The organism is Desulfovibrio ferrophilus (genome assembly GCF_003966735.1).
GTDB lineage: Bacteria > Desulfobacterota > Desulfovibrionia > Desulfovibrionales > Desulfovibrionaceae > Desulfovibrio_Q > Desulfovibrio_Q ferrophilus.
On record NZ_AP017378.1, the window covers coordinates 2,829,758 to 2,848,915 of the forward strand.

The window sequence follows — 19,158 nt, forward strand, 5'->3', positions numbered from 1 at the left end:
CACCCGGAGCAGAATCCATGTCGCCCGAACTGACAAGCATCACCGAAAAGGCCAAAAACTTCTGGGTCAAGACCAACGTCTCCCAGCGTATCCTGATCGGTGGACTGACCACCACGGTCATCGTCACCTTCTTCCTGCTCATTTTCTGGCTCAACCAGCCGGACTATCAGGTGTTGTACTCACGCCTCTACCCCGAAGACGCATCCACCGTCGTCAACCTGCTGCAGGCTGAAAAGATTCCCTACAAGCTGGAAGACAACGGCTCCGTCATCATGGTTCCGGCAGACAAGGTCTATGACCTGCGCCTGAAGATCGCCGGTGAAGGCAACCTGCATGGCCAGGGCCTGGGCTTTGAGATCTTCGACGATGTTCAGGTCGGCCAGACCGACTTTGTGCAGCGCATCAACTACCAGCGAGCCCTGCAGGGTGAGCTGGCCAGAACCATCTCCGAATTTCCCCAGGTCGACCGGGCGCGGGTGCATCTGGTGCTGCCCCACAAGACCCTGTTTGTGGAAGAGCAGTCCAAGCCTTCGGCTTCGGTCGTACTGAAGCTCAAGAGCGGCGAGAAGATGGAGCCCAAGGAAGTCGATGGCATCGTCAACCTGATCGCTCTGGCCGTCGAGGGCATGGATCCCAACATGATCACCGTGGCCGACACCACGGGCGTGATGCTCTTCACCCCCAGAGGCCTCGAATCCTCCCAGGGCATGAGCAGCACCCAGTTGGGGCAGAAGGTCTCCATCGAGAACAATCTGGAGCAGCGCATCGAGCAGATGCTGATGCCGCTCTACGGCCCAGGTCGAGTCATCGCCAAGGTCAACGCAGAGCTGGACTTCAGCCGCAAGACCTCCCGTTACGAGGAATACGATCCCGAATCTGCAGTGGTCCGCAGCGAACAGCGCAGCGAGGAAACCCAGCAGGGCGACGCCAACATCCAGTCCGGCTCCCCGGAGCCGAACTTCCGGGGCGAGGGCGGTGGCCCGGCCACGTCCAACCAGCAGGGTTCGCGCGAATCCCGTACCACCAACTATGAAATCAACAAGGTCGAACGCGAAGTCATCTCGCCCATGGGTGAGTTGAAGCGCCTGACCGTTGCAGTTATCGTGGATGGCATCTACACTGAACAGCCCATCGGGGATGCGGCTGAGGGCGAAGCCACCCAGACCGAATTTGCCTTTACTCCGCGTAGCGCCGAGGAACTGAACCGCGTCAAGCAGTTGGTTGCCAACGCTGTGGGCGTGGATGATATGCGCGGCGACACCATTCAGGTCTCCAGCATCTCCTTCGGCGGCCCGGAAATGGAAATCAGACCCGATGTTCTGGAACTGGTCCTCGAGTACGTACAGCGACTCGGCAAGCCCTTCCTGAACGGTCTGTTGATCTTCCTGTTCCTGGTCATGGTCGTCCGCCCGGTAGTCATGGCACTCATCCGACCCAAGACCGAGGTCGAGGGCGTGGAAGGCATTGCCGGACTGCCCGAGGGTGAAGGCCGCATCGCACTCATCGAGGGCGATGACGAAGAGGATGCACTGGACGCATTGCGCAAGATCGACGATATTCGTGCCCATGCACTGCAGCTTTCCGAGCAGAACATGGACGGCACCATGGCAATTATTAAGAATTGGCTCAAACAGGAGGCCCCGGCGTAATGGCGCTCACCGGTTCACATAAGACAGCGATCCTGATGCTCGCCATGGGCGAGAAGTTCACGGCCGACGTCTTCAAACGCCTCGACAGAGCCGAGATCGCACAGATCTCCAAGGCCATGGTCGAAATGGAAACCATCCCCAAGGAACAGGTGGAGGACGTCCTGCGCGAGTTCCACCACCAGCTGATGGTCAACGCGGAAATGCTCATGGGCGGACCTGACCAGGTCAGAAAGCTGCTCATGAAGAACCTCGATTCCGAGACCGCGAAATACATTCTGGACGCCTTGGAACTGGATTCCGGCCCGGCCCCGTTCCGCGAGCTGGAAAACGTCAGCCCGCGCATCCTGTCGCAGATTCTCAGAAACGAGCACCCGCAGACCCTGGCGCTCATCCTGGGCCACCTGCATCCGGATCAGGCCGCCGAACTGTTGCAGGCTCTGCCCGCAGGCGTACGCCCCGAAATCCTGATGCGACTGGCCAGGTTGGAAGCCGTGGCCGAGGAGATGCTGATGGAAGTGGACAAGGTCCTGCAAAGCCAGTTGATCGCCATGGGCGGCAAGGAAGGCAAGAAGGTCGGTGGCGTCCAGGCAGTAGCCGAGATTTTGAACGCCGTGGACCGCTCCACCGAGGAAGAAGTCCTGTCCGAGATCGAGGAAGAATCCTCGCAGATGGCAGAAGACATCAGAAACCTCATGTTCGTGTTCGAAGATATCAACGCCCTGGACGACCGCTCCATCCGCGAGCTGTTGAAGGAGGTCTCCAACGAGGACCTGACCAAGGCGCTCAAGGGCTCCACCGAGGACCTGCAGGAGAAGTTCTTCAAGAACCTGTCCGAACGCGCCGCTGCCATGATCCGGGAAGACCTGGAAATCATGGGCCCGGTGCGGCTGTCCGAAGTGGAAGGCGCCCAGCAGAATATCGTAAAAATCGTCCGCCGACTCGAGGCCGAAGGCCGGGTCATGGTAGGACGCGGAGGCGGCGATGTCTTTGTCTAATGACAACGCCACACGCAACACGGGCCGGGTCATCATGGGCCTTGGGTCTCAGGGACCGATGGAAACATCCCTGAGCGAGCTTCAGGGCCAACGCGACCTGACCAAGTGGACCTCCAAGACCGAGGAGGAATACATGACCCGTGTGCGTGACCGCGCCACGGGTGCGGCCAAGCAGATCATCTCCCAGGCCATGACCAAAGCGGCCGAGTTGCGGGAACAGGGCAAGGCCGAAGGCCTGCAGGATGCCACCAATCAGGCCCAGGCCTATCTGGACGAACTGGCCGAGCAGCATGCCCTGACCCTGGCCCAGGCCATGGCGGCACTGGAACAGGGGGCGAACCAGCTGTGGAACGAACACCGTCAGGATATCGTCACCCTGGTCAGCATGGTCGTACGCAAGGTCATCAATCTTGAAATGGACTCCCGGCGCGAGGAAATCCTGGCCTCGGTCATGGATCAGGCCCTGGAAGCCATCGACTCCCAGCGGGAATTACGCATCAAGGTCAATCCCGTGGACGAAGAGGCCGTGACCGGACTCATGGAGCGGGCCAAGGCCTTGCATCCCGGACTGGAGCGCTGGAGCGTTCGCCCTGACGACAATCTTCAGCCCGGTGGCATGGTGCTGGAATCCGCCCAGGGCATGGTGGACAACTCCATGGAAGGCCGCTGGCAGATCGTGGAGGCCGTGCTGGATCAACTGGGTCTTGATAACGGCTCCGCAGCAGCGCCCTCGGAGGAGGGAGCAGGCCTGTGAGCCTGAACCCCAAAGGCTGCATCAGTTTCCTGAAGGATCTGGACCCTTGCATGACCTATGGCAAGGTCTGCAAAGTCGTGGGTCTCATTGCCGAGGGCGAGGGCATCAAGGCCCCCCTTGGCGCGGTGTGCGAACTGCTGCCCTATGGGCGTTCCAAGGAAGGGGTCTATGCCGAGGTCGTGGGCTTCCGCGACGGCGCCAGCCTGCTGATGCCCTATGGCGAGATGCGCGGCGTGCGCCCCGGCACCCTGATTCGCAACACTTCCACCCCGCCACTGTTGCCTGTGGGCAACCAATTTCTGGGCCGTTGCGTGGACGCCTTCGGTGTCCCCTTTGACAACAACCCTCCCCCGATCCCCGATCAATATTATCCGCTCTACGCCAATCCCCTGAACCCGCTGGAACGCCCCCGCATCACGGAACCGCTGGATGTGGGCGTGCGCAGCATCAATGGCCTGCTCACCCTGGGCAAGGGCCAGCGCGTGGGTATCATGGCCGGTTCAGGCGTGGGTAAATCCACACTCATGGGCATGATGGCCCGCTACACCAAGGCCGACGTCAACGTCATTGCGCTGGTGGGCGAGCGTGGTCGAGAGGTGCTGGAATTCATCGAAAAGGATCTGGGGCCAGAGGGCATGGCCCGCTCGGTGGTGATCTGTGCCACCTCGGACCACGGGCCGCTGGTGCGCATGCGCGCGGCCTATGCGGCCTCGACCATGGCCGAATATTTCCGCGATCAGGGCAAGGACGTACTGCTCATGATGGACTCGGTCACGCGTTACGCCATGGCCTCTCGCGAGGTCGGTCTGGCTGCGGGCGAACCGCCCACCACGCGTGGCTACACTCCCTCCGTTTTCGCCCAGCTGCCCAAGCTGCTGGAGCGCGCAGGCCGCAGCACCAAGGGCACCATCACCGGCATCTATACCGTGCTGGTGGACGGTGACGATTTCAACGAGCCCATCGCCGATGCGGTGCGCTCCATTCTGGACGGACACATCGTGCTGACCCGTGACCTTGCCGACCAGGGCCACTACCCGGCCATCGATGTACTCAAGTCCATCAGCCGGCTGCGTTCGGACGTGACCCCGCCCGAGGCTTTGGCCCCGGGGCAGACCTTTATCCGCCATCTGGCCACCTATGCCCGGGTGGAAGACATGGTCAACATTGGAGCCTACAACAAGGGTTCCAACCCCGAGATCGATCAGGCCATCAAGATGCACAATCCTCAGAAAAAATACTTGCAGCAGTCCGTGGAAGTTGGCAGCGATCTGAACGACAGCTATCAGTCGTTGATGAACCTCATCGCCCCGAAGCCACCGCCCAAAAATGGACAGAAAAAATAACTGCCTCTAGAAAAACCAATCTATGAAGCCGCCGTCAGGCGGCTTTTTTTGCGAAAAATTTTTGAGAATTTTCAATAATCAGCTGTATCTGGCGGGAGGCGGCCAAGTGCGATACAAAAACTGGATGAATCATCCCCAAGGGTATCGCGCACTTTCACCCCGAGCATCGGAAACGGCCATGACAGAAACAGAACTGATATCCCTGAGCATTGCGGCTGACACAGAGTATTTCCCCACCGTCAATTTCGCGGCCAAACAGTGCGCCACGAAACTCGGCTTTGCCCCACGCGATGCCGACCGCATCTGCCTGGCCCTGGAAGAGGCCATGGCCAATGCCATCAAGTATGGCTATGGCGGTACGAACGACCGGCTGCATATCTCTCTGACCCGCGCCAGCATGGGCATCAAGATCATCCTTCGGTCCCGCGGCCTGACCCTGGACCAGAAGCATCTGCCCCAATACGATCCCGCCCTGGCCCATGACGCGCAGGATACCACCGGCCTGAGCTTTCACTTGATCCAAAAGCTTGTGGACACGGTGTCGCGCGCTGTGCGCGATGATGGGCAGATCACAGTGACCATGCTCAAGCAACTGCCTCTCCCCCGCCCGGTCGAAAGCGAGGTGCAACAGAATGGCAAGGCACCCCGCGCGCCCAAGCAGGAAGTTACGCACTCCATCCGCCGCGCAAGTCCCGAGGACGCCGAAGCCATCTCGCGCCTTGCCTTGCGCTCGCACGGTACGGTGATGTTCAGCGAACAGATCTACTACCCCGAACGCGTGCGGGAGATGATCGAGTCCGGGGAGATGACCTCGGCCCTTGTGGTGACGGATGCGGGGGTAGTCATGGGCCACGGCGCACTGGTGGCGCAGGAGCCCGGCGGCTGCATCGAGGAACTGACCTATGGCGTGGTGGATTCGCGCTTTCGCAGCCAGGGCTGCGCCTCGAAGCTGGCCGAATTTCTGATGGACGAGGCTACTGAGCGCGGCGTGTACGCGCTACAGGCCTTTGCCGTGACCAGCCATGTCCATTCGCAACGCGCCATCGAACATCTGGAGTACAAGGAATGCGCTCTGCTGCTGGCGGCCAGCCCGCCGGCGCGTCATTGGGACGATAACCAGGGCGGTGAGCCGGGGCGCATCGGCAACCTGGTCTATGTCAAATTTCTGCAACCGCCCAAGCCGCTGGAACTGTATGTGCCGCCTCGGCACCGGGAGATGGTCGCACGGCTCTATGCAAACATGGATGCACCCTTCCAGTTTGTGGACGCGGGGCAAGGCCCGGCCCCCACGGGTCCGGCGCAGCTCTTTACACTGGCAAACTTCGCGGAGGGCTGGAGCCTGATCGGCATCCAATCGTATGGAGCGGACACCGCTACTCAGGTGCGAAAGGAACTGGACAACGCCCTCTCCGCCAACATCAGCTCCATCCAGCTGATGCTGCCCTTGCACGACCCGGCCACGGCGACCCTGTGCACGGAGTTCGAGGCCATGGGCTTCTTCTTCGCGGGCGTGGGCACTGGCCCGGACCGCAGTGAAAACCTGATCCTGCAATACCTGAATGGCGTTGATGCGGGCTATGACTCCGTGCATGTGCACTCGGACATGGCAAAAGAACTGGTGGAGTATGTGCGGAGTTGTGATGAGGGGAAGGAGTGAGGATGACGAGAAAAACGCTAAAACAAAAGACCTGACCCCATTCTTCACTCGTCGTGCAAAAGCGTTAGAAATTTGTGAGATACGAGAATCAAGAAATAAGAAAGCCGCCCTTTGGGCGGCTTTCTTATTTCTTGTCACTTAAAGACCCAAGCGGTTTTATTGTAAATCGTTTAGAATAAAGTGGAGATTTATAATATTGTCCCTCTTTAACAGCAGTTACAATCAATGAACGAATGGCGTCTTCAAGGCCATTTTCTAAATAAGCAAAAGAAGGACCTGCAGGATATCGATCATCGGGGTTATCTACAACACAATCGATATGAGGATGACCAACTTCTTTAAGGTACGCATGAAACGCACCTTTACCTAAAAGTAAACCAAAAACTCTCCACGCATATTTTTTACCCCAATAATACTCGCCACCATGTACATGAGGTTTTACACGATCATCATTTTTATATTTTTCCCTATCAAAAATCTTTCCCATTTCTGCCAATGAAGCTTCAAACAAAGTAACCCTTTCCAACTGATCAACATCTGTGATTTCCACTATATCATTTTGATCTACTAACCGTTTGCCATTATCCTGTGGTACATACCCAACATTGTAGCTATGACCAACTACAACCACAGGAGCACTGCTGCTTGTATATACAACATATATTGTTCCCGTAGTCTTAGGTGTAAATTCATGCTGAAAAGAACCTGCCGAAACTCGAGAAACTTTATAATTAGAAGCAATCAACCCTGGACAATTGTGTAACTCTCTTGGACGCATAACTAACCCACAATAATATGTTTTTTAGTAATTAATGACCCGCGGAAAGCCCTTCAGACATAAAATATCGGAAAGCCACGGTCAACAGGGCATTCTATTCGCGGCATAATAAAATTTCTTATCTCTGTTTATAAAAGTTTTTGGGAGGGGATGGGGGTCCGGGGGCAGGGGAGAACTTTTTTCTCAAAAAGTTTTCCCCTGCCCCCGGAAAAGAATTCTTCTTCACCCTACTGCCCTACTACTCCGGGTGAAGCAGCAGCTTGAACTTGTAGAGATCGTCGTCGTAGTTCTTCTTGACCTCAAAGCCCAACTTCTCGGAGAGCACGGACATACCCTTGTTCTCCAACAGCGCCTCGCCGATCATGTATTTGGTCTTGCGGGTCTTGGCGTAGCTGATCAATTTTCTCATGAGGATGCCGCCCAGGCCGCGGCGTTTGTAGTCCGAGCGGACCACAATGGCGAATTCGATGTCCGAGTTATCGGGCTTGGTCATGCCGCGCACCACACCAAGGGTCTCGTACTCGCCCGAGCCTTCGCTGGTCTCGGCAGTGGCGATGAAGGCCATTTCGCGGTCGTAGTCGATCTGCGTCAGACGAATCATCTCGGAGCGCGGCAACTCGCGAATCAGCCCGAAGAAACGGTAGCGGATATCATCCACGGACAGCTTGGACAGAAACTCCCAATGCGCTGGTTCATCCTCGGGCCGGATGGGTCGCAAGATGACCTTGCGGTCGTCCTTCAAAACCACGGATTCTTCCAACTCACGCGGATAGGGCCGAATGGCGAGGCGTGCGCCGGGGTCGCCCTTGTATGGGGCCACGCGAATTTCGGCGTCCAGGGCCAGCAGCCCCTGCCCATCCGCAAAGAGCGGGTTGATCTCCAGCGACTGGATCTCCGGGATATCCACAATGAGCTGCGAGACCTTGACCAAGGTCAGGCAGAGGATATTGATGTCTGCCGGTGGGCTGCCCTTACCACCGCGCAACAGGCGAGAGATGGCGGTGCGAGAGATGAGTTCCTTGGCAAGGCTCATGTTCAGGGGAGGAAGCGACACGGCGTGGTCACCGATGATATCGGTCTCGGCGCCGCCCTGCCCGAAGTGGATGTACGGACCAAAGACCGGGTCCATGCCCGCCTTGATGAACAGCTCACGGGCTCGCGGCCTGCGGCCCATACGCTGCACCACATAGCCTGCCACGCGGCAGTCCGGATGCGCGGTGGTCACGCGGTCCACCACGGCCTGAGCGGCCTCGGCCACGGCATCGGCGGTTTCAAGGTCCAGCACCACACCGCCAGCCAGTGATTTGCAGAAATTGTCGGGCGAAAGCACCTTCAGCGCCACGGGATAGCCCATCTCCTCGGCGGCGGTCACGGCGGCTTCGGCATTGCCGGACAAGCGCGTCTCCACCACCGGAATGTCATAGGAATCCAGCACATCCATGGCCTCGGGCACGGAAAGCAACTCGTGCCCGTTCTCCAAGGCGCTTTCCACCACCATGCGCGCGGTGGCAGTATCGGGCATGAATTCCGAGGGCAACGAGGCCGGGGTCTCCATCAGCATTTCCTGGTTCCGGCGATAGTTGACCAGGTTCAGGAAGGCGCGCACGGCCTTGTCCGGGGTCCAGTAGGTGGAGATGCCAGCCTCGGACAGGATATCGCGGGCCTGCTGGGCGTTGTCGCCCCCCATCCAACTGGTGAGCACAGGACGCTTGGCCCGGCGCGAGGCCTTGGCCACGGCATGGGCGACCTCCTGACCATCCACCAGCGGCGAGGGCACGCGCAGCACCAGCACCGCGTCCACACCCTTGGCCTTCAACAGAATCTTCAGGGCCTCGGCGTAACGCTCGGGCGGGGCATGTGCCGTGATATTGACGGGGTTCTCGGCATCCAGAAAATGCTTGGCCGGGCCACCGGACTCCACTTCCAGCAGTTCCAGAAGCTGGGTGCGGGTTTCCTCTTCCAGCACGGCCATCTTGCCGCCGCCCTCGATGATCATGTCCTGCACGAGGATGCCGGGGCTTTTGCCATTGGCGAGGATCGCCAGCCGCTCGCCCTTCATGGGCTTGGTGCGGACAATGGTCTCCACGCTGTCGAACAGGGAATCGATGTCCGGCACGCGCAACATGCCTGAACGGCGGAAGGCGGCCTCGTAGACGGCGTCCCAGCCCTGCTGGCCGCCACGGTAGCGGGCGATGAGGCGCGAGGCCTCGGGCGTGCGCCCGGCCTTGATGACCAAGAGCGGCTTGTTGCGGGCCGTGGCCCGTGCGGCGGAAAGGAAGGCGCGGGCGTTGCGGATTTCCTCCACATACAGCAGCACTGCGCGGGTGCCGGGGTCGGAGTTCAGGAAATCCAGCAACTCGCCAAAGCCGAAGTCCAGCTTCTTGCCCAGAGAAATGAAATGCGAGAACCCGATGCCCCGGTTCTTGGCCCAGTCCAGGACCGTGGTGAACAGGGAGTCGGATTCCGTGATGAAGGCCACACGCCCAGACGTGATATCTGTATGCCCGAGGCTGGCGTTGATGCCCACGGAGGGGGACAGGAACCCGATGGAATCCGGCCCCAGAAAGCGGAGGTCCGTTTGCCGGGCGGCACCGAGAATGGCGTTCTCCAGCATGGTGCAGACGTCCGGGGGCAGGTCCTCGAACCCGTTGCCCAGGATCACGGCACCGGACACACCGCGCCGCCCCAGCTGCAACACGTAGTCGGGCACGGTCTCGGGGGCCGAGCAGATGATGGCCAGATCAGGGGTCAGGGGCAACGTGTCGATCTCGCGATAGACGGGGAGTCCATAGACCTGCGACAGGGTGTCGTGCACGGGGATGATGGGGCCGATGAACTTGCTGGCAAGCAGGTTCTTCATGATCACGGCGCCGGGGTGACCCTGCTCCTCCGTTGCGCCGATAACGGCCACGGAGTTGGGCTTGAACATTGTGGAGAGATTCGTGAGATTCATTCGGGCGTCGGCCTCGCAGGGTTCCGGTGGAGTTCCGGGACCTTTTAGTCACTGTTCTGGCATCTCTCGGGCGGCTCACTGCCCGATTTCGACCGTTCGCCGCATGCGTATAGTCGCGCAATCAAGCACGCGTCCGTTCATACCACCATTTCATGCCGTTTACCAAAAAATTCTGCCCTTCGATTTTCCAACCCCTTATAAAACGTGTACTCTTTGAGGCGAAGCAATCCCCCGGCCAAAGCCGGAGACCGCCACCGGCCACGCCGCCCGCCCAGAACAGGCCCGCGGCGCATCTTATTCAACGATGCCGATATTTTAACGACCAAAATAAGGGAGATCCGAATGAGCGAGCAGAGCAAAATTCAGAGCATGATGCAGGAAAAACGACTCTTCGAGCCACCAACCGAAGGCCAGGACAAGGCCTGGGTCAAGAGCATCGATGAATATGAGGCCCTGTACAAGCAGTCCATGGACGACCCGGACGGCTTCTGGCTGAACCGCACCAAGGACCTGCTGACCTGGTTCAAGGACCCCACCAAGGGCTCCACCAGCGACCTGAACAAGCCCGAGGTCAAGTGGTTCGAGGACGGCACCCTCAACGTCGCCTACAACTGCCTGGACCGCCATCTGACCGATGGCCGCCGCAACAAGGCTGCCATCATCTGGCAGGGCGAGCCCGACGAGGACGTCAAGGTCTACACCTATCAGATGCTGCATGACGAGGTGAACAAGTTCGCCTCCGTGCTGAAGAAGAAAGGCGTGAAACGCGGCGACCGCGTGGCCCTGTATCTGCCCATGGTTCCCGAGCTTTCCATTGCCATGCTCGCCTGCGCCCGCATTGGCGCCATGCACTCCATCGTCTTTGCCGGATTCTCGGCCATGAGCCTGCAGAACCGCATTCAGGACTGCGAAGCCAAGGTGCTGGTCACTGCCGACGCCGTGCTGCGCGCCGGGCGAACCATCCCCTTGAAGCCCAATGCCGACGAAGCCCTGAAGGACTGCCCCACCGTTTCCAGCTGTGTTGTTGTGAACCGCGCAGGGTCCGACGCCCCCATGCAGAGCGGCCGCGACACTTGGTGGAACGACGAAATGGCTGCCGATGATCTGGGCTTTGTCGAGCCCGAGAAGATGAACGCCGAGGACAACCTGTTCATCCTCTACACCTCCGGTTCCACGGGCAAGCCCAAGGGCGTCGTGCACACCACCGGCGGTTACCTGACGTACGTGGCTTCCACCATGCAGTACGTCTTCGACATGCAGGACAACGACGTTTACTGGTGCACCGCCGACATCGGCTGGGTCACCGGTCACAGCTATATCGTCTACGGCCCGCTGGCCAACGGCGGCACCTCCCTGATGTTCGAGGGCGTGCCCAGCTACCCGGCCCCGGACCGCTTCTGGCAGATCGTGGATAAATTCAAGGTCAATATCTTCTACACCGCCCCCACCGTCATCCGCGCACTGATGCGCGAAGGCGTGGAATGGACGCAGAAGCATGACATGAGCTCGCTGCGCGTTCTGGGTTCCGTGGGCGAGCCCATCAACCCCGAGGCCTGGATGTGGTATCACGAGCACATCGGTGCCAGTAAGCTGCCCATCGTTGACACCTGGTGGCAGACCGAGACCGGCGGCATCATGATGTCTCCCATGCCGTATGCCACCACCCTGAAGCCGGGTTCCTGCACCCGTCCACTGCCCGGCATCGATGCCGCCATCGTGGACTCCGAAGGTGTCGAGGTCCCCGCCAACGAGGGCGGCAACCTGGTTATCCGCAAGCCCTGGCCGGGCATGCTGCGCGGCGTGTACCGCAACCCCGACCGTTACAAGTCCACCTACTTCGAACGCTTCCCCGGCATGTACGAGTCCGGTGACGGCGCACGTCGTGACGAGGACGGTTACTTCTGGGTCATGGGTCGCCTGGACGACGTGATCAACGTCTCCGGTCACCGCATGGGCACCGCAGAGATCGAATCCGCTCTGGTCTCGCACCCCGCCGTGGCCGAGGCCGCAGTCGTGGGCATGCCGCATGACATCAAGGGCGAGTCCATCTACGCCTACGTCACTCTCTCTGCCGGGATCGAAGAGTCCGACGAACTGATCGTCGAGCTTCGGACCCACGTGCGCAAGGAGATCGGACCCATCGCCTCGCCCGAGGCCATCCAGTTCGCCGAGGGGCTGCCCAAAACCCGCTCAGGCAAGATCATGCGCCGCGTACTGCGCAAGATCGCCGCGGGCGTGTTCGACGAATTCGGCGACACCTCCACCCTGGCCGACCCCGCCGTCATCGACGTGCTCATCGACGGCTACCACGAAATCATGGGCGACTAACTCCCGCCTTTTGCACACCGCACAACCGAAGAGGCCGGAAGCAGATGCTTCCGGCCTCTTTGCAAATGACCTTAAGCCTTTAATAAATATCAGCTTGTTACAAGTGCTATATGCTTGACGTGTCGTTCAGTTCTTTTTGAACTCAAGAAGTTGTACAGAAGATCCCCTTCCCCCTACAACAAGAAAGCGTCCATCTGATGAAAAACTGTTCATATTGAAAAATTCTTTCGAATTTAGATTATATACAATTCGATGTTCATTCATATTGTATATAAACACAACAGCTTTCTTCTTCCACATACTGTATGTTCCTGAGACAACGGAAACAAGCTGTCCATCTGGGGACATGTCTAAATCAACCACAACGTTGTCCAGCATGAAACGGTCCTTCTCAGTGCCATTATTTGCATCAAGCAAGCGAACAACCCCATTTTGTATGAGTGCACCTGCCGCAGTGCCAATAGCCAATACCTTGCTGTTAGGCGAAAAAACTACATCAACGATGCCTTCATCACTTTCCCATTGAAATAATTCCTTGCCACTTGCCGTATCGAAAAGATGAAGTCGAGTTTCGTAGGCAATTCCTCCGGGATCGGTGGTTGAAACTAAAAGTTTTTCGCCATTAGGAGAGAAGAGGAGCTGAGTGATTGTCCCTTCGATTGAAAACTCACGATCAATTGTCTTTGTAGAAAGATCATATTGATACACCGTGTGCTGCAGCGAAGATTCTGATTTGCGGACTCCTGCTGCAAAATATCGTTCATCTGGTGAAAAATGGAATTGTCCAAACTGCCAGCCGCCGCCAGGAAAGTGATGTTCTGTTTTTCCTATGTTAAGATTTATAAGAGATGTTCCGTTTCCGTTTGCTGCAGCAAGGAAGTCACCATTTAGAGATATCTTGATTTTCTTTGGAGTCGCTCCCCCCTTGAGCACTTCACGTCGTTTACCGGTTGCAGTGTCGAAAATCTGGATCAATCCACCGGACTGTCCCAATGCAAGCGTGTTTGACTTTGCAGAGAAGGCATACGACGTGTTGTCTTTGGAAAACTCGACACTGCCAGATTGGTTGAAATCAAGAATGCTCACATGAGTAGGACTACCAGCAAGAAGTGTACATCCTTCCCCGAAAAAGCGGACAGTCTTCGGGGCCGAAATAAGCTCTAGCGTGTATACTTTCAAATCGAGTTCCTGCTGAACGGACACTGAGTCTGCGCTATTCACAGATTGCGAGGCGTTTTTAGGCACACAACCGAAACACGCTGACAATATAAACAAGCACCACGTTAGTTTGACTAGATTAATCATATCAATCCCACATGCTATTCAGGTTATTTGTCACTTTAACTCAAATTCAATTATTTGCCATATATACAAGCAAGTCAACTACATAGAGTACTCAACCGTATTTAACTGAGCCTTTGGGCGATTCCTGCAGCATTCGGTTTCAGCCTCTTCGGGGTTGTCGCAAACGATTCGCTCCAGCAAAGTGAAAGTAGGAATCTACAAATAAAGAAAACTACAATGGCTTCATGAATTTGCCTTTTAGCACCTTGTTGACCCCACCGTAGACAACCGGCTCAGATCGGCCTCTTTGCATTGGATGAACTCAAAAACTATGGAAATCGCCAGCCCAAGCATACTTATCAAAGCTTTTCGCCTGCGGCGTGCCCAAAGGGACCGAGGAGACTGCACGCCCACCCGTGGCTGGATAGCGAATGCCCCCCAGAGTTCCATCGCTGCTCTCTTGATTTCTGAGCGCCAGCCCCCCACTTCGCTCAGCGCGAAGCAAGAACTCAAGGCCTTGGAACCCCATCACCCCCGCAGATCGGTCTATGCACCCAATAAGCATGCAAAAAGAGCGTTCTCTGGCTCTGCCCTACTGAACGGCCAGGGCCTCCAGAAAAGGCTTGGGGTCGGGTGCGAAGCGGATCAGATTGCGTTCCACCAACTCCTCCACGATCAGGTCAGGCTGAACCGCTTTGATCAGTAGTTCCAAATCCTGCGGGGAGTCAGGCGACAGCTTGTCGCGATGCACCCCCACCCCTGTGGCGAACTGCTCGGCAATGCGATCGGTGAAGGTCGTGGCCATGACAAAGGAATCCCCCACAATGGCGACCCGACCGGAGCGCCCGGCAGTGCTGAACAGACGCGCCGGATACGGCCCCCAGTCGCGCCCCAGATAGGTGCGATCGCGGATGGCGACGGGGCTTGACCCCAAGGGGCTGAGCACTTCGTAGTCCTCAGTCAGCATGTATTGCAGCCCCAGCATCTTGGCCAGATCCAGACCGATGCCCGACACGGACCTGCGCCTGAAGTCATCCAGCCCCGGCGGAGTCACGCCCGGCATGGCCGCCCGACGCAGCACGGCAGAGGCAGCCAGCGCCGCCCCGGTGTCGTTCCAGTGGGTGTCCGTCTTGTGATAGACCTGCCGCGTTGCAACCTGCTCCAGCAGCATGGATTTGAGGTCGATCCAGGGGATGTCACTCTGCCCGGTAAGCACGCCGTTCAGCTGATCCAAAGCCGAGACCGGTGCCGGGGCCAGGTCCTGGGGAATCTGGGACGAATAAATCGAGGGCTTGCTGGGGGCCACCGTGAAGACGTAGCGCACCCCGCGCCGAGTCAGCCAGTCGCGCTTGGCCCGGAGCAAGGTTGCCCAGGCCTCCAAACGCTTGGCAGACAGGGGCGCATTCTTGCGGGCATAGGAAACCGACTGTCCCATGTAGAGCCAGTCATCGTCTCCGGACACGACCCAGCGCGACGGCTTGGGCGCCAGCACCCGCAACTGGATCAGGTTGTAGAGGCTGCTCAGCTCCTGCCGGAACCCAAAGTGATCGCTGATGAATTTTTCCATCCCGCGCGGCAGTTCGGCAAGCTCGGCCAGACCGGAGGGCACCTCCGGCAATGGGGCCAGATCGCGCTTCTCCTCCAGAGAGACCGTGGTGTTCCAATTCAGCACCAGCCCGCCAAAGGGCAGGAACAGGGCCGCCAGAAACAGCCCCACGCGCAATCGCTTTGCCAGTGATGATTGAATGTTGCTGCGCATGCCTAGAACCTGAAGTAGATAAAAGGATTGTACGTGGCGGAGGCCACATGCAGCAGCGACAGGAACAGAATGCTCATCAGGGCCAGGGTCTGGACCGTATCGAGGCCCCAGCTCGGGGGTGTGCGCAGTAGAGCCGGATAACGCCCGGAAAAGTTTTCACGCACCCAGGCCAGCACCAACGCCCACGGGATGGAGAGCAGCACCCCGGCATAGAGCATCAGTTTCTTTTCCATGGGCAGATACGTGCCTGCGGCCATGGTCTTGGCGGTGACCCCGCCCAACCCGGCCATGGCACCGATGTAGTCCAGGGCATCGGGCAAGGCCTCGACCCGGAAGAAGACCCAGGCCACCAGCACCACCACCAGCACATAGGCATGGCGCACGGGCCGCCAGCAGCGGTCCAACCAGAGGCCGAAGCGAGTCCGCTCCAGCACCAGGAACAGGCCGTGCAGCGCGCCCCAGATCACGAAGTTCCAGCTTGCGCCGTGCCACAGGCCGCAGAGCAGGAACACGACCCAGAGATTGAGCATGACACGCCAGGGAGCCACCCGGCTGCCGCCCAGAGGGATGTAGAGATAATCACGGAACCACGAGGACAGCGAGATGTGCCAACGCCGCCAGAAGCCGCGAATGGAGGTGGCGATGTAGGGGTAGTTGAAGTTCTCCAGAAAATGGAACCCGAACATCCGGCCCAGGCCGATGGCCATGTCGGAATAGCCCGAGAAATCGAAATAGATCTGCAAGGCGTAACAGCCGATGCCCAGCCAGGCCACCGGAGCCGACAGTTCGGCGGGGGCCACGGCCATGATCTGATCCGCCACCTCGCCTAGGGTGTTGGCCAACAGCATCTTCTTGCCCAGACCGATGATGAAGCGCTGCACCCCCTCGGAGAAGCCGTCCAGGGTCACCCGCCGCTGGCGAAGCTGCGCCGCCACGTCGTGATAGCGCACGATGGGTCCGGCAATGAGCTGTGGAAACAGGCTGATGTACAGGGCCAGATTCACGGGGTTGCGCTGAACCTCGACCTCGTTGCGATAGAGGTCGATGACATAGGACATGGCCTGGAAGGTGAAGAACGAGATACCGATGGGCAGATGCAGTTGCAGGGCGGGCAACGGTTGCTGGCCGATCATGGCAAGCACGGTGTTGAGGTTTTCCACCACAAAACCGCCGTACTTGAACCAACCCAGCAGCCCGAGGTTGAAGACCACGGCCCCGCCAAGCACCAGTTTTTTGCCACGGGGGGTGGCGGCACGCGCCAGCAGCAACCCGGAGCCGTAGTTCACACCGATGGAGGCCAACATCACCAGGACGTAGAAGACCTCGCCCCAGGCATAGAAGCCCAAACTTGAGACAAGCAGGAACAGATTCTTCAGCCGGACGGGCAGCAGGTAGTAGCCCAAGAGCACCAGGGGCAGAAAAAAGAAGAGAAAGGCTGACGAGGAAAAGACCATCGCTGAGTATCCGGCAATTGTTGATTATTGAGCCCGGCGAGCGGGCGACCGTCGCCAAGTGGCGCTGGCTGCTGCCCCGCATCGGGGCGCCGAAGATAGCAAAGCATGGCCGGGACCACAATCATGAGGTGAGGGTCTGCGGCGGTCCGAACGTCCAAAGAGTAATTCCGCGAATTACCGATTGCGCTCCTCACTTCATCAGACGATACGCTGATCGCTCCACTGCCATATGCTTGATCATCCCTTTCAATCAAAGCAATGCTGAGAAAATGCTTGTGTATGCCAAGGACCGTATGTAGCTCTGTCAAAATTCGAGTTAAGGAACAACACATGGGAAATATAGCACTCATCACCATAGCCATCGCCCTTGCCATGGACGCCTTCGCTGTCGCGATTGCAACCGGCATTACGCTCAAATCTGTCAGCCCACGCCAAACGTTCCGGCTGGCATGGCACTTCGGGCTGTTTCAGGCACTCATGCCCATACTCGGCTGGTTTCTGGGCGCTACGGTCCGCTCCTATATTGAGGCATATGACCACTGGATCGCTTTCGCCCTGCTTGCCTACATCGGATACAAGATGATCCGGGAAGCTTTTGAGGATGACGAAGACTCCCGAAAGGACCCGACCAAGGGCATGACCCTGATCGTTCTTTCCATCGCGACCAGCATTGACGCACTCGCGGTGGGGCTCAGCCTCTCCATGTTGGGAGTCTCCGTGTGGTGGCCGTCCCTGATCATTGGCATCGTCGCTCTACTCTTCACGACAGCTGGCCTTCATCTCGGCAAAACCGCCGCCAAGGCACAAAACATAGGCAAATACGCCGAGTTGCTCGGTGGCACTGTGCTCATCTGCATCGGCCTCAAAATCTTGTGGGATCATGGGGTCATCGCAGCATAGAGAAGAGGCATGCTCTCGTGCGCGATTTTCAGACCGCCACTAAGAGTACGAAAGCAAGGCGCAAAAAAGCCAGGATCGACTTACACCGAACCTGGCTTTCGTTTCTTGATGTTCCGGTCTCGTGGGCCGTTCATGAGGAGTCGGATGGTAAAAACAAGGGATGTTAAGACCGACGCCTATTCAGACATAGGCGAGGTTTTCAACATTCCCGCAGCGCCCCCTCTGGGGCAGCTCCCAGCCTGAGGACGTCGCAAAGGGTGCGAAAGCGAGGCGCGAGGGCTGGCCGGGGCCGATGTGTATATGCCAATACATGAGGGTCCGGTCAGCACGAAGCAACACCGCAATCAGCCCCTCTGGGGCGTCCTTACCCTAAAGCCACATCCAGACTCATCATCACGGTAAACCCCATGATCACCCCCATGGTTGCCCAATCACCGTTACCTGAGGACTGGGATTCCGGGATGACCTCCTCCACGGAGACGAAGATCATGGCTCCGGCGGCAAAGGCCAGAGCATAAGGCAGAATGGGCTGGGCATAGAGCACTGCCGCCGCGCCGATCACACCCGCGATGGGCTCCACCATGCCCGAAGCCTGACCATACAAAAAAGCCTTGGACCGACTCATGCCTTCGCGCCGCAGCGGTACGGACACGGCCGTGCCCTCGGGAAAATTCTGGATGCCGATACCCAGAGCCAGAGCCATGGCCCCGGCCAGAGTCGCAGAATCCATGCCCGCAGCCACGGCCCCGAAGGCCACGCCCACGGCCAACCCCTCGGGGATGTTGTGCAGGGTGATGGCCACCACCAGAAGCGTGCTGCGTTTCCAGTTGGTTGGTATGCCCTCGGCCTCGCTGGTGGGGGTATTCAAATGCAGATGTGGCAGGAACATATCCACCACTCGCAAAAATATTGCTCCCCCCACAAAGCCGATGGCAGCAGGTACGAATGACCAGAACCCCAAATGTTCGCTCATCTCGATGGCCGGGGCCAAGAGCGACCAGTAACTGGCGGCAATCATCACGCCCGCGGCAAACCCAAGCATCACATCAAGGGTCAGTTTACTCACATTCTTGGTCAGAAAAACCACCGCTGCGCCAGCACCGGTCAAGCCCCACGTAAAACATGTGGCCAACAGCGCCTGCATGACAGGGTTCAGTTCTACAAAGGCTTCCCACATACGATTCTCCCGAATAATGAACAGATTACAGGCAGAGTATACCGAATTTTCATGTCGGGTCCAGTGCACGGAAGACCTTTGGCACTGTCTCCATAGACCGCAGATATTGACATGCCAGCCCAAGGGG

13 protein-coding genes are annotated in these 19,158 nt (G+C 58.2%); 7 read left to right on the plus strand and 6 right to left on the minus strand.

Translation table 11 applies throughout. From position 1 onward, the window contains the following. Positions 1-17 precede the first annotated feature (17 nt). The 5 genes from fliF (at position 18) to EL361_RS13070 (ending at position 6,398) form a co-directional block, all read left to right on the plus strand. The gene (gene fliF, locus EL361_RS13050) at positions 18-1,649 is read left to right on the plus strand and encodes a flagellar basal-body MS-ring/collar protein FliF (protein WP_126380235.1); all 1,632 of its coding nucleotides are present in this window, start codon (positions 18-20) and stop codon (positions 1,647-1,649) included. Then, positions 1,649-2,644: a flagellar motor switch protein FliG gene (fliG, locus tag EL361_RS13055; protein WP_126380238.1), complete on the plus strand. Its 996-nt coding sequence runs from the start codon at positions 1,649-1,651 to the stop codon at positions 2,642-2,644. Before fliF ends, fliG begins: the two co-directional genes overlap by 1 nt. Next, positions 2,631-3,398, plus strand: coding sequence for a FliH/SctL family protein (locus EL361_RS13060; RefSeq protein WP_126380240.1), 768 nt, complete (start codon positions 2,631-2,633; stop codon positions 3,396-3,398). The genes fliG and EL361_RS13060 overlap by 14 nt, the downstream gene beginning before the upstream one ends. A gap of 50 nt (positions 3,399-3,448) precedes the next feature. After that, complete coding sequence (locus EL361_RS13065; protein WP_338031078.1) at positions 3,449-4,741, plus strand: FliI/YscN family ATPase; 1,293 nt, start codon at positions 3,449-3,451, stop codon at positions 4,739-4,741. Positions 4,742-4,919: 178 nt separating this feature from the next. Further along, a complete protein-coding gene (locus EL361_RS13070) occupies positions 4,920-6,398 on the plus strand; it encodes a GNAT family N-acetyltransferase (protein WP_172961752.1) in 1,479 nt (492 codons plus the stop codon). 124 nt (positions 6,399-6,522) lie between these two features. On the opposite strand, the gene EL361_RS13075 is transcribed toward EL361_RS13070, so the two are convergent. Together EL361_RS13075 and EL361_RS13080 are read right to left on the minus strand one after the other, a co-directional pair. Further along, positions 6,523-7,176: a hypothetical protein gene (locus EL361_RS13075; RefSeq protein WP_126380244.1), complete on the minus strand. Its 654-nt coding sequence runs from the start codon at positions 7,174-7,176 to the stop codon at positions 6,523-6,525. A 238-nt stretch (positions 7,177-7,414) separates the two neighbouring features. Beyond that, positions 7,415-10,129 (minus strand): bifunctional acetate--CoA ligase family protein/GNAT family N-acetyltransferase, encoded by a 2,715-nt coding sequence (locus EL361_RS13080; protein WP_126380246.1) that lies wholly within the window; start codon positions 10,127-10,129, stop codon positions 7,415-7,417. A 342-nt stretch (positions 10,130-10,471) separates the two neighbouring features. Between EL361_RS13080 and acs the strand changes: the two genes are divergently transcribed. Beyond that, positions 10,472-12,457, plus strand: a complete 1,986-nt coding sequence (gene acs, locus EL361_RS13085; RefSeq protein ID WP_126380248.1) for an acetate--CoA ligase — start codon at positions 10,472-10,474, stop codon at positions 12,455-12,457. Between the two features lie 126 nt (positions 12,458-12,583). On the opposite strand, the gene EL361_RS13090 is transcribed toward acs, so the two are convergent. From EL361_RS13090 to EL361_RS13100, 3 genes are all read right to left on the minus strand, one after another. Next, a complete protein-coding gene (locus tag EL361_RS13090; RefSeq protein WP_126380250.1) occupies positions 12,584-13,660 on the minus strand; it encodes a WD40 repeat domain-containing protein in 1,077 nt (358 codons plus the stop codon). Positions 13,661-14,333: 673 nt separating this feature from the next. Further along, positions 14,334-15,500, minus strand: coding sequence for an alginate O-acetyltransferase AlgX-related protein (locus EL361_RS13095; protein WP_126380252.1), 1,167 nt, complete (start codon positions 15,498-15,500; stop codon positions 14,334-14,336). A gap of 2 nt (positions 15,501-15,502) precedes the next feature. After that, positions 15,503-16,954, minus strand: coding sequence for an MBOAT family O-acyltransferase (locus tag EL361_RS13100; RefSeq protein WP_126380254.1), 1,452 nt, complete (start codon positions 16,952-16,954; stop codon positions 15,503-15,505). 330 nt (positions 16,955-17,284) lie between these two features. Between EL361_RS13100 and EL361_RS13105 the strand changes: the two genes are divergently transcribed. Further along, positions 17,285-17,854 (plus strand): manganese efflux pump MntP, encoded by a 570-nt coding sequence (locus EL361_RS13105; RefSeq protein ID WP_126380256.1) that lies wholly within the window; start codon positions 17,285-17,287, stop codon positions 17,852-17,854. 364 nt (positions 17,855-18,218) lie between these two features. On the opposite strand, the gene EL361_RS13110 is transcribed toward EL361_RS13105, so the two are convergent. Continuing rightward, positions 18,219-19,031 carry a ZIP family metal transporter gene (locus tag EL361_RS13110; protein WP_126380258.1) on the minus strand — a complete coding sequence of 271 codons (813 nt, stop codon included), beginning with the start codon at positions 19,029-19,031 and terminating at the stop codon, positions 18,219-18,221. Positions 19,032-19,158: the final 127 nt, after the last annotated feature.

Coding starts and splice junctions, on each gene's coding strand:
- fliF (WP_126380235.1), top strand. CDS start 18: ATGTCGCCCGAACTGACAAGCATCACCGAAAAGGCCAAAAACTTCTGG.
- EL361_RS13060 (WP_126380240.1), top strand. CDS start 2,631: ATGTCTTTGTCTAATGACAACGCCACACGCAACACGGGCCGGGTCATC.
- EL361_RS13105 (WP_126380256.1), top strand. CDS start 17,285: ATGGGAAATATAGCACTCATCACCATAGCCATCGCCCTTGCCATGGAC.
- EL361_RS13070 (WP_172961752.1), top strand. CDS start 4,920: ATGACAGAAACAGAACTGATATCCCTGAGCATTGCGGCTGACACAGAG.
- EL361_RS13080 (WP_126380246.1), bottom strand. CDS start 10,129: ATGAATCTCACGAATCTCTCCACAATGTTCAAGCCCAACTCCGTGGCC.
- fliG (WP_126380238.1), top strand. CDS start 1,649: ATGGCGCTCACCGGTTCACATAAGACAGCGATCCTGATGCTCGCCATG.
- EL361_RS13065 (WP_338031078.1), top strand. CDS start 3,449: ATGACCTATGGCAAGGTCTGCAAAGTCGTGGGTCTCATTGCCGAGGGC.
- EL361_RS13100 (WP_126380254.1), bottom strand. CDS start 16,954: ATGGTCTTTTCCTCGTCAGCCTTTCTCTTCTTTTTTCTGCCCCTGGTG.
- EL361_RS13075 (WP_126380244.1), bottom strand. CDS start 7,176: ATGCGTCCAAGAGAGTTACACAATTGTCCAGGGTTGATTGCTTCTAAT.
- acs (WP_126380248.1), top strand. CDS start 10,472: ATGAGCGAGCAGAGCAAAATTCAGAGCATGATGCAGGAAAAACGACTC.
- EL361_RS13095 (WP_126380252.1), bottom strand. CDS start 15,500: ATGCGCAGCAACATTCAATCATCACTGGCAAAGCGATTGCGCGTGGGG.
- EL361_RS13110 (WP_126380258.1), bottom strand. CDS start 19,031: ATGTGGGAAGCCTTTGTAGAACTGAACCCTGTCATGCAGGCGCTGTTG.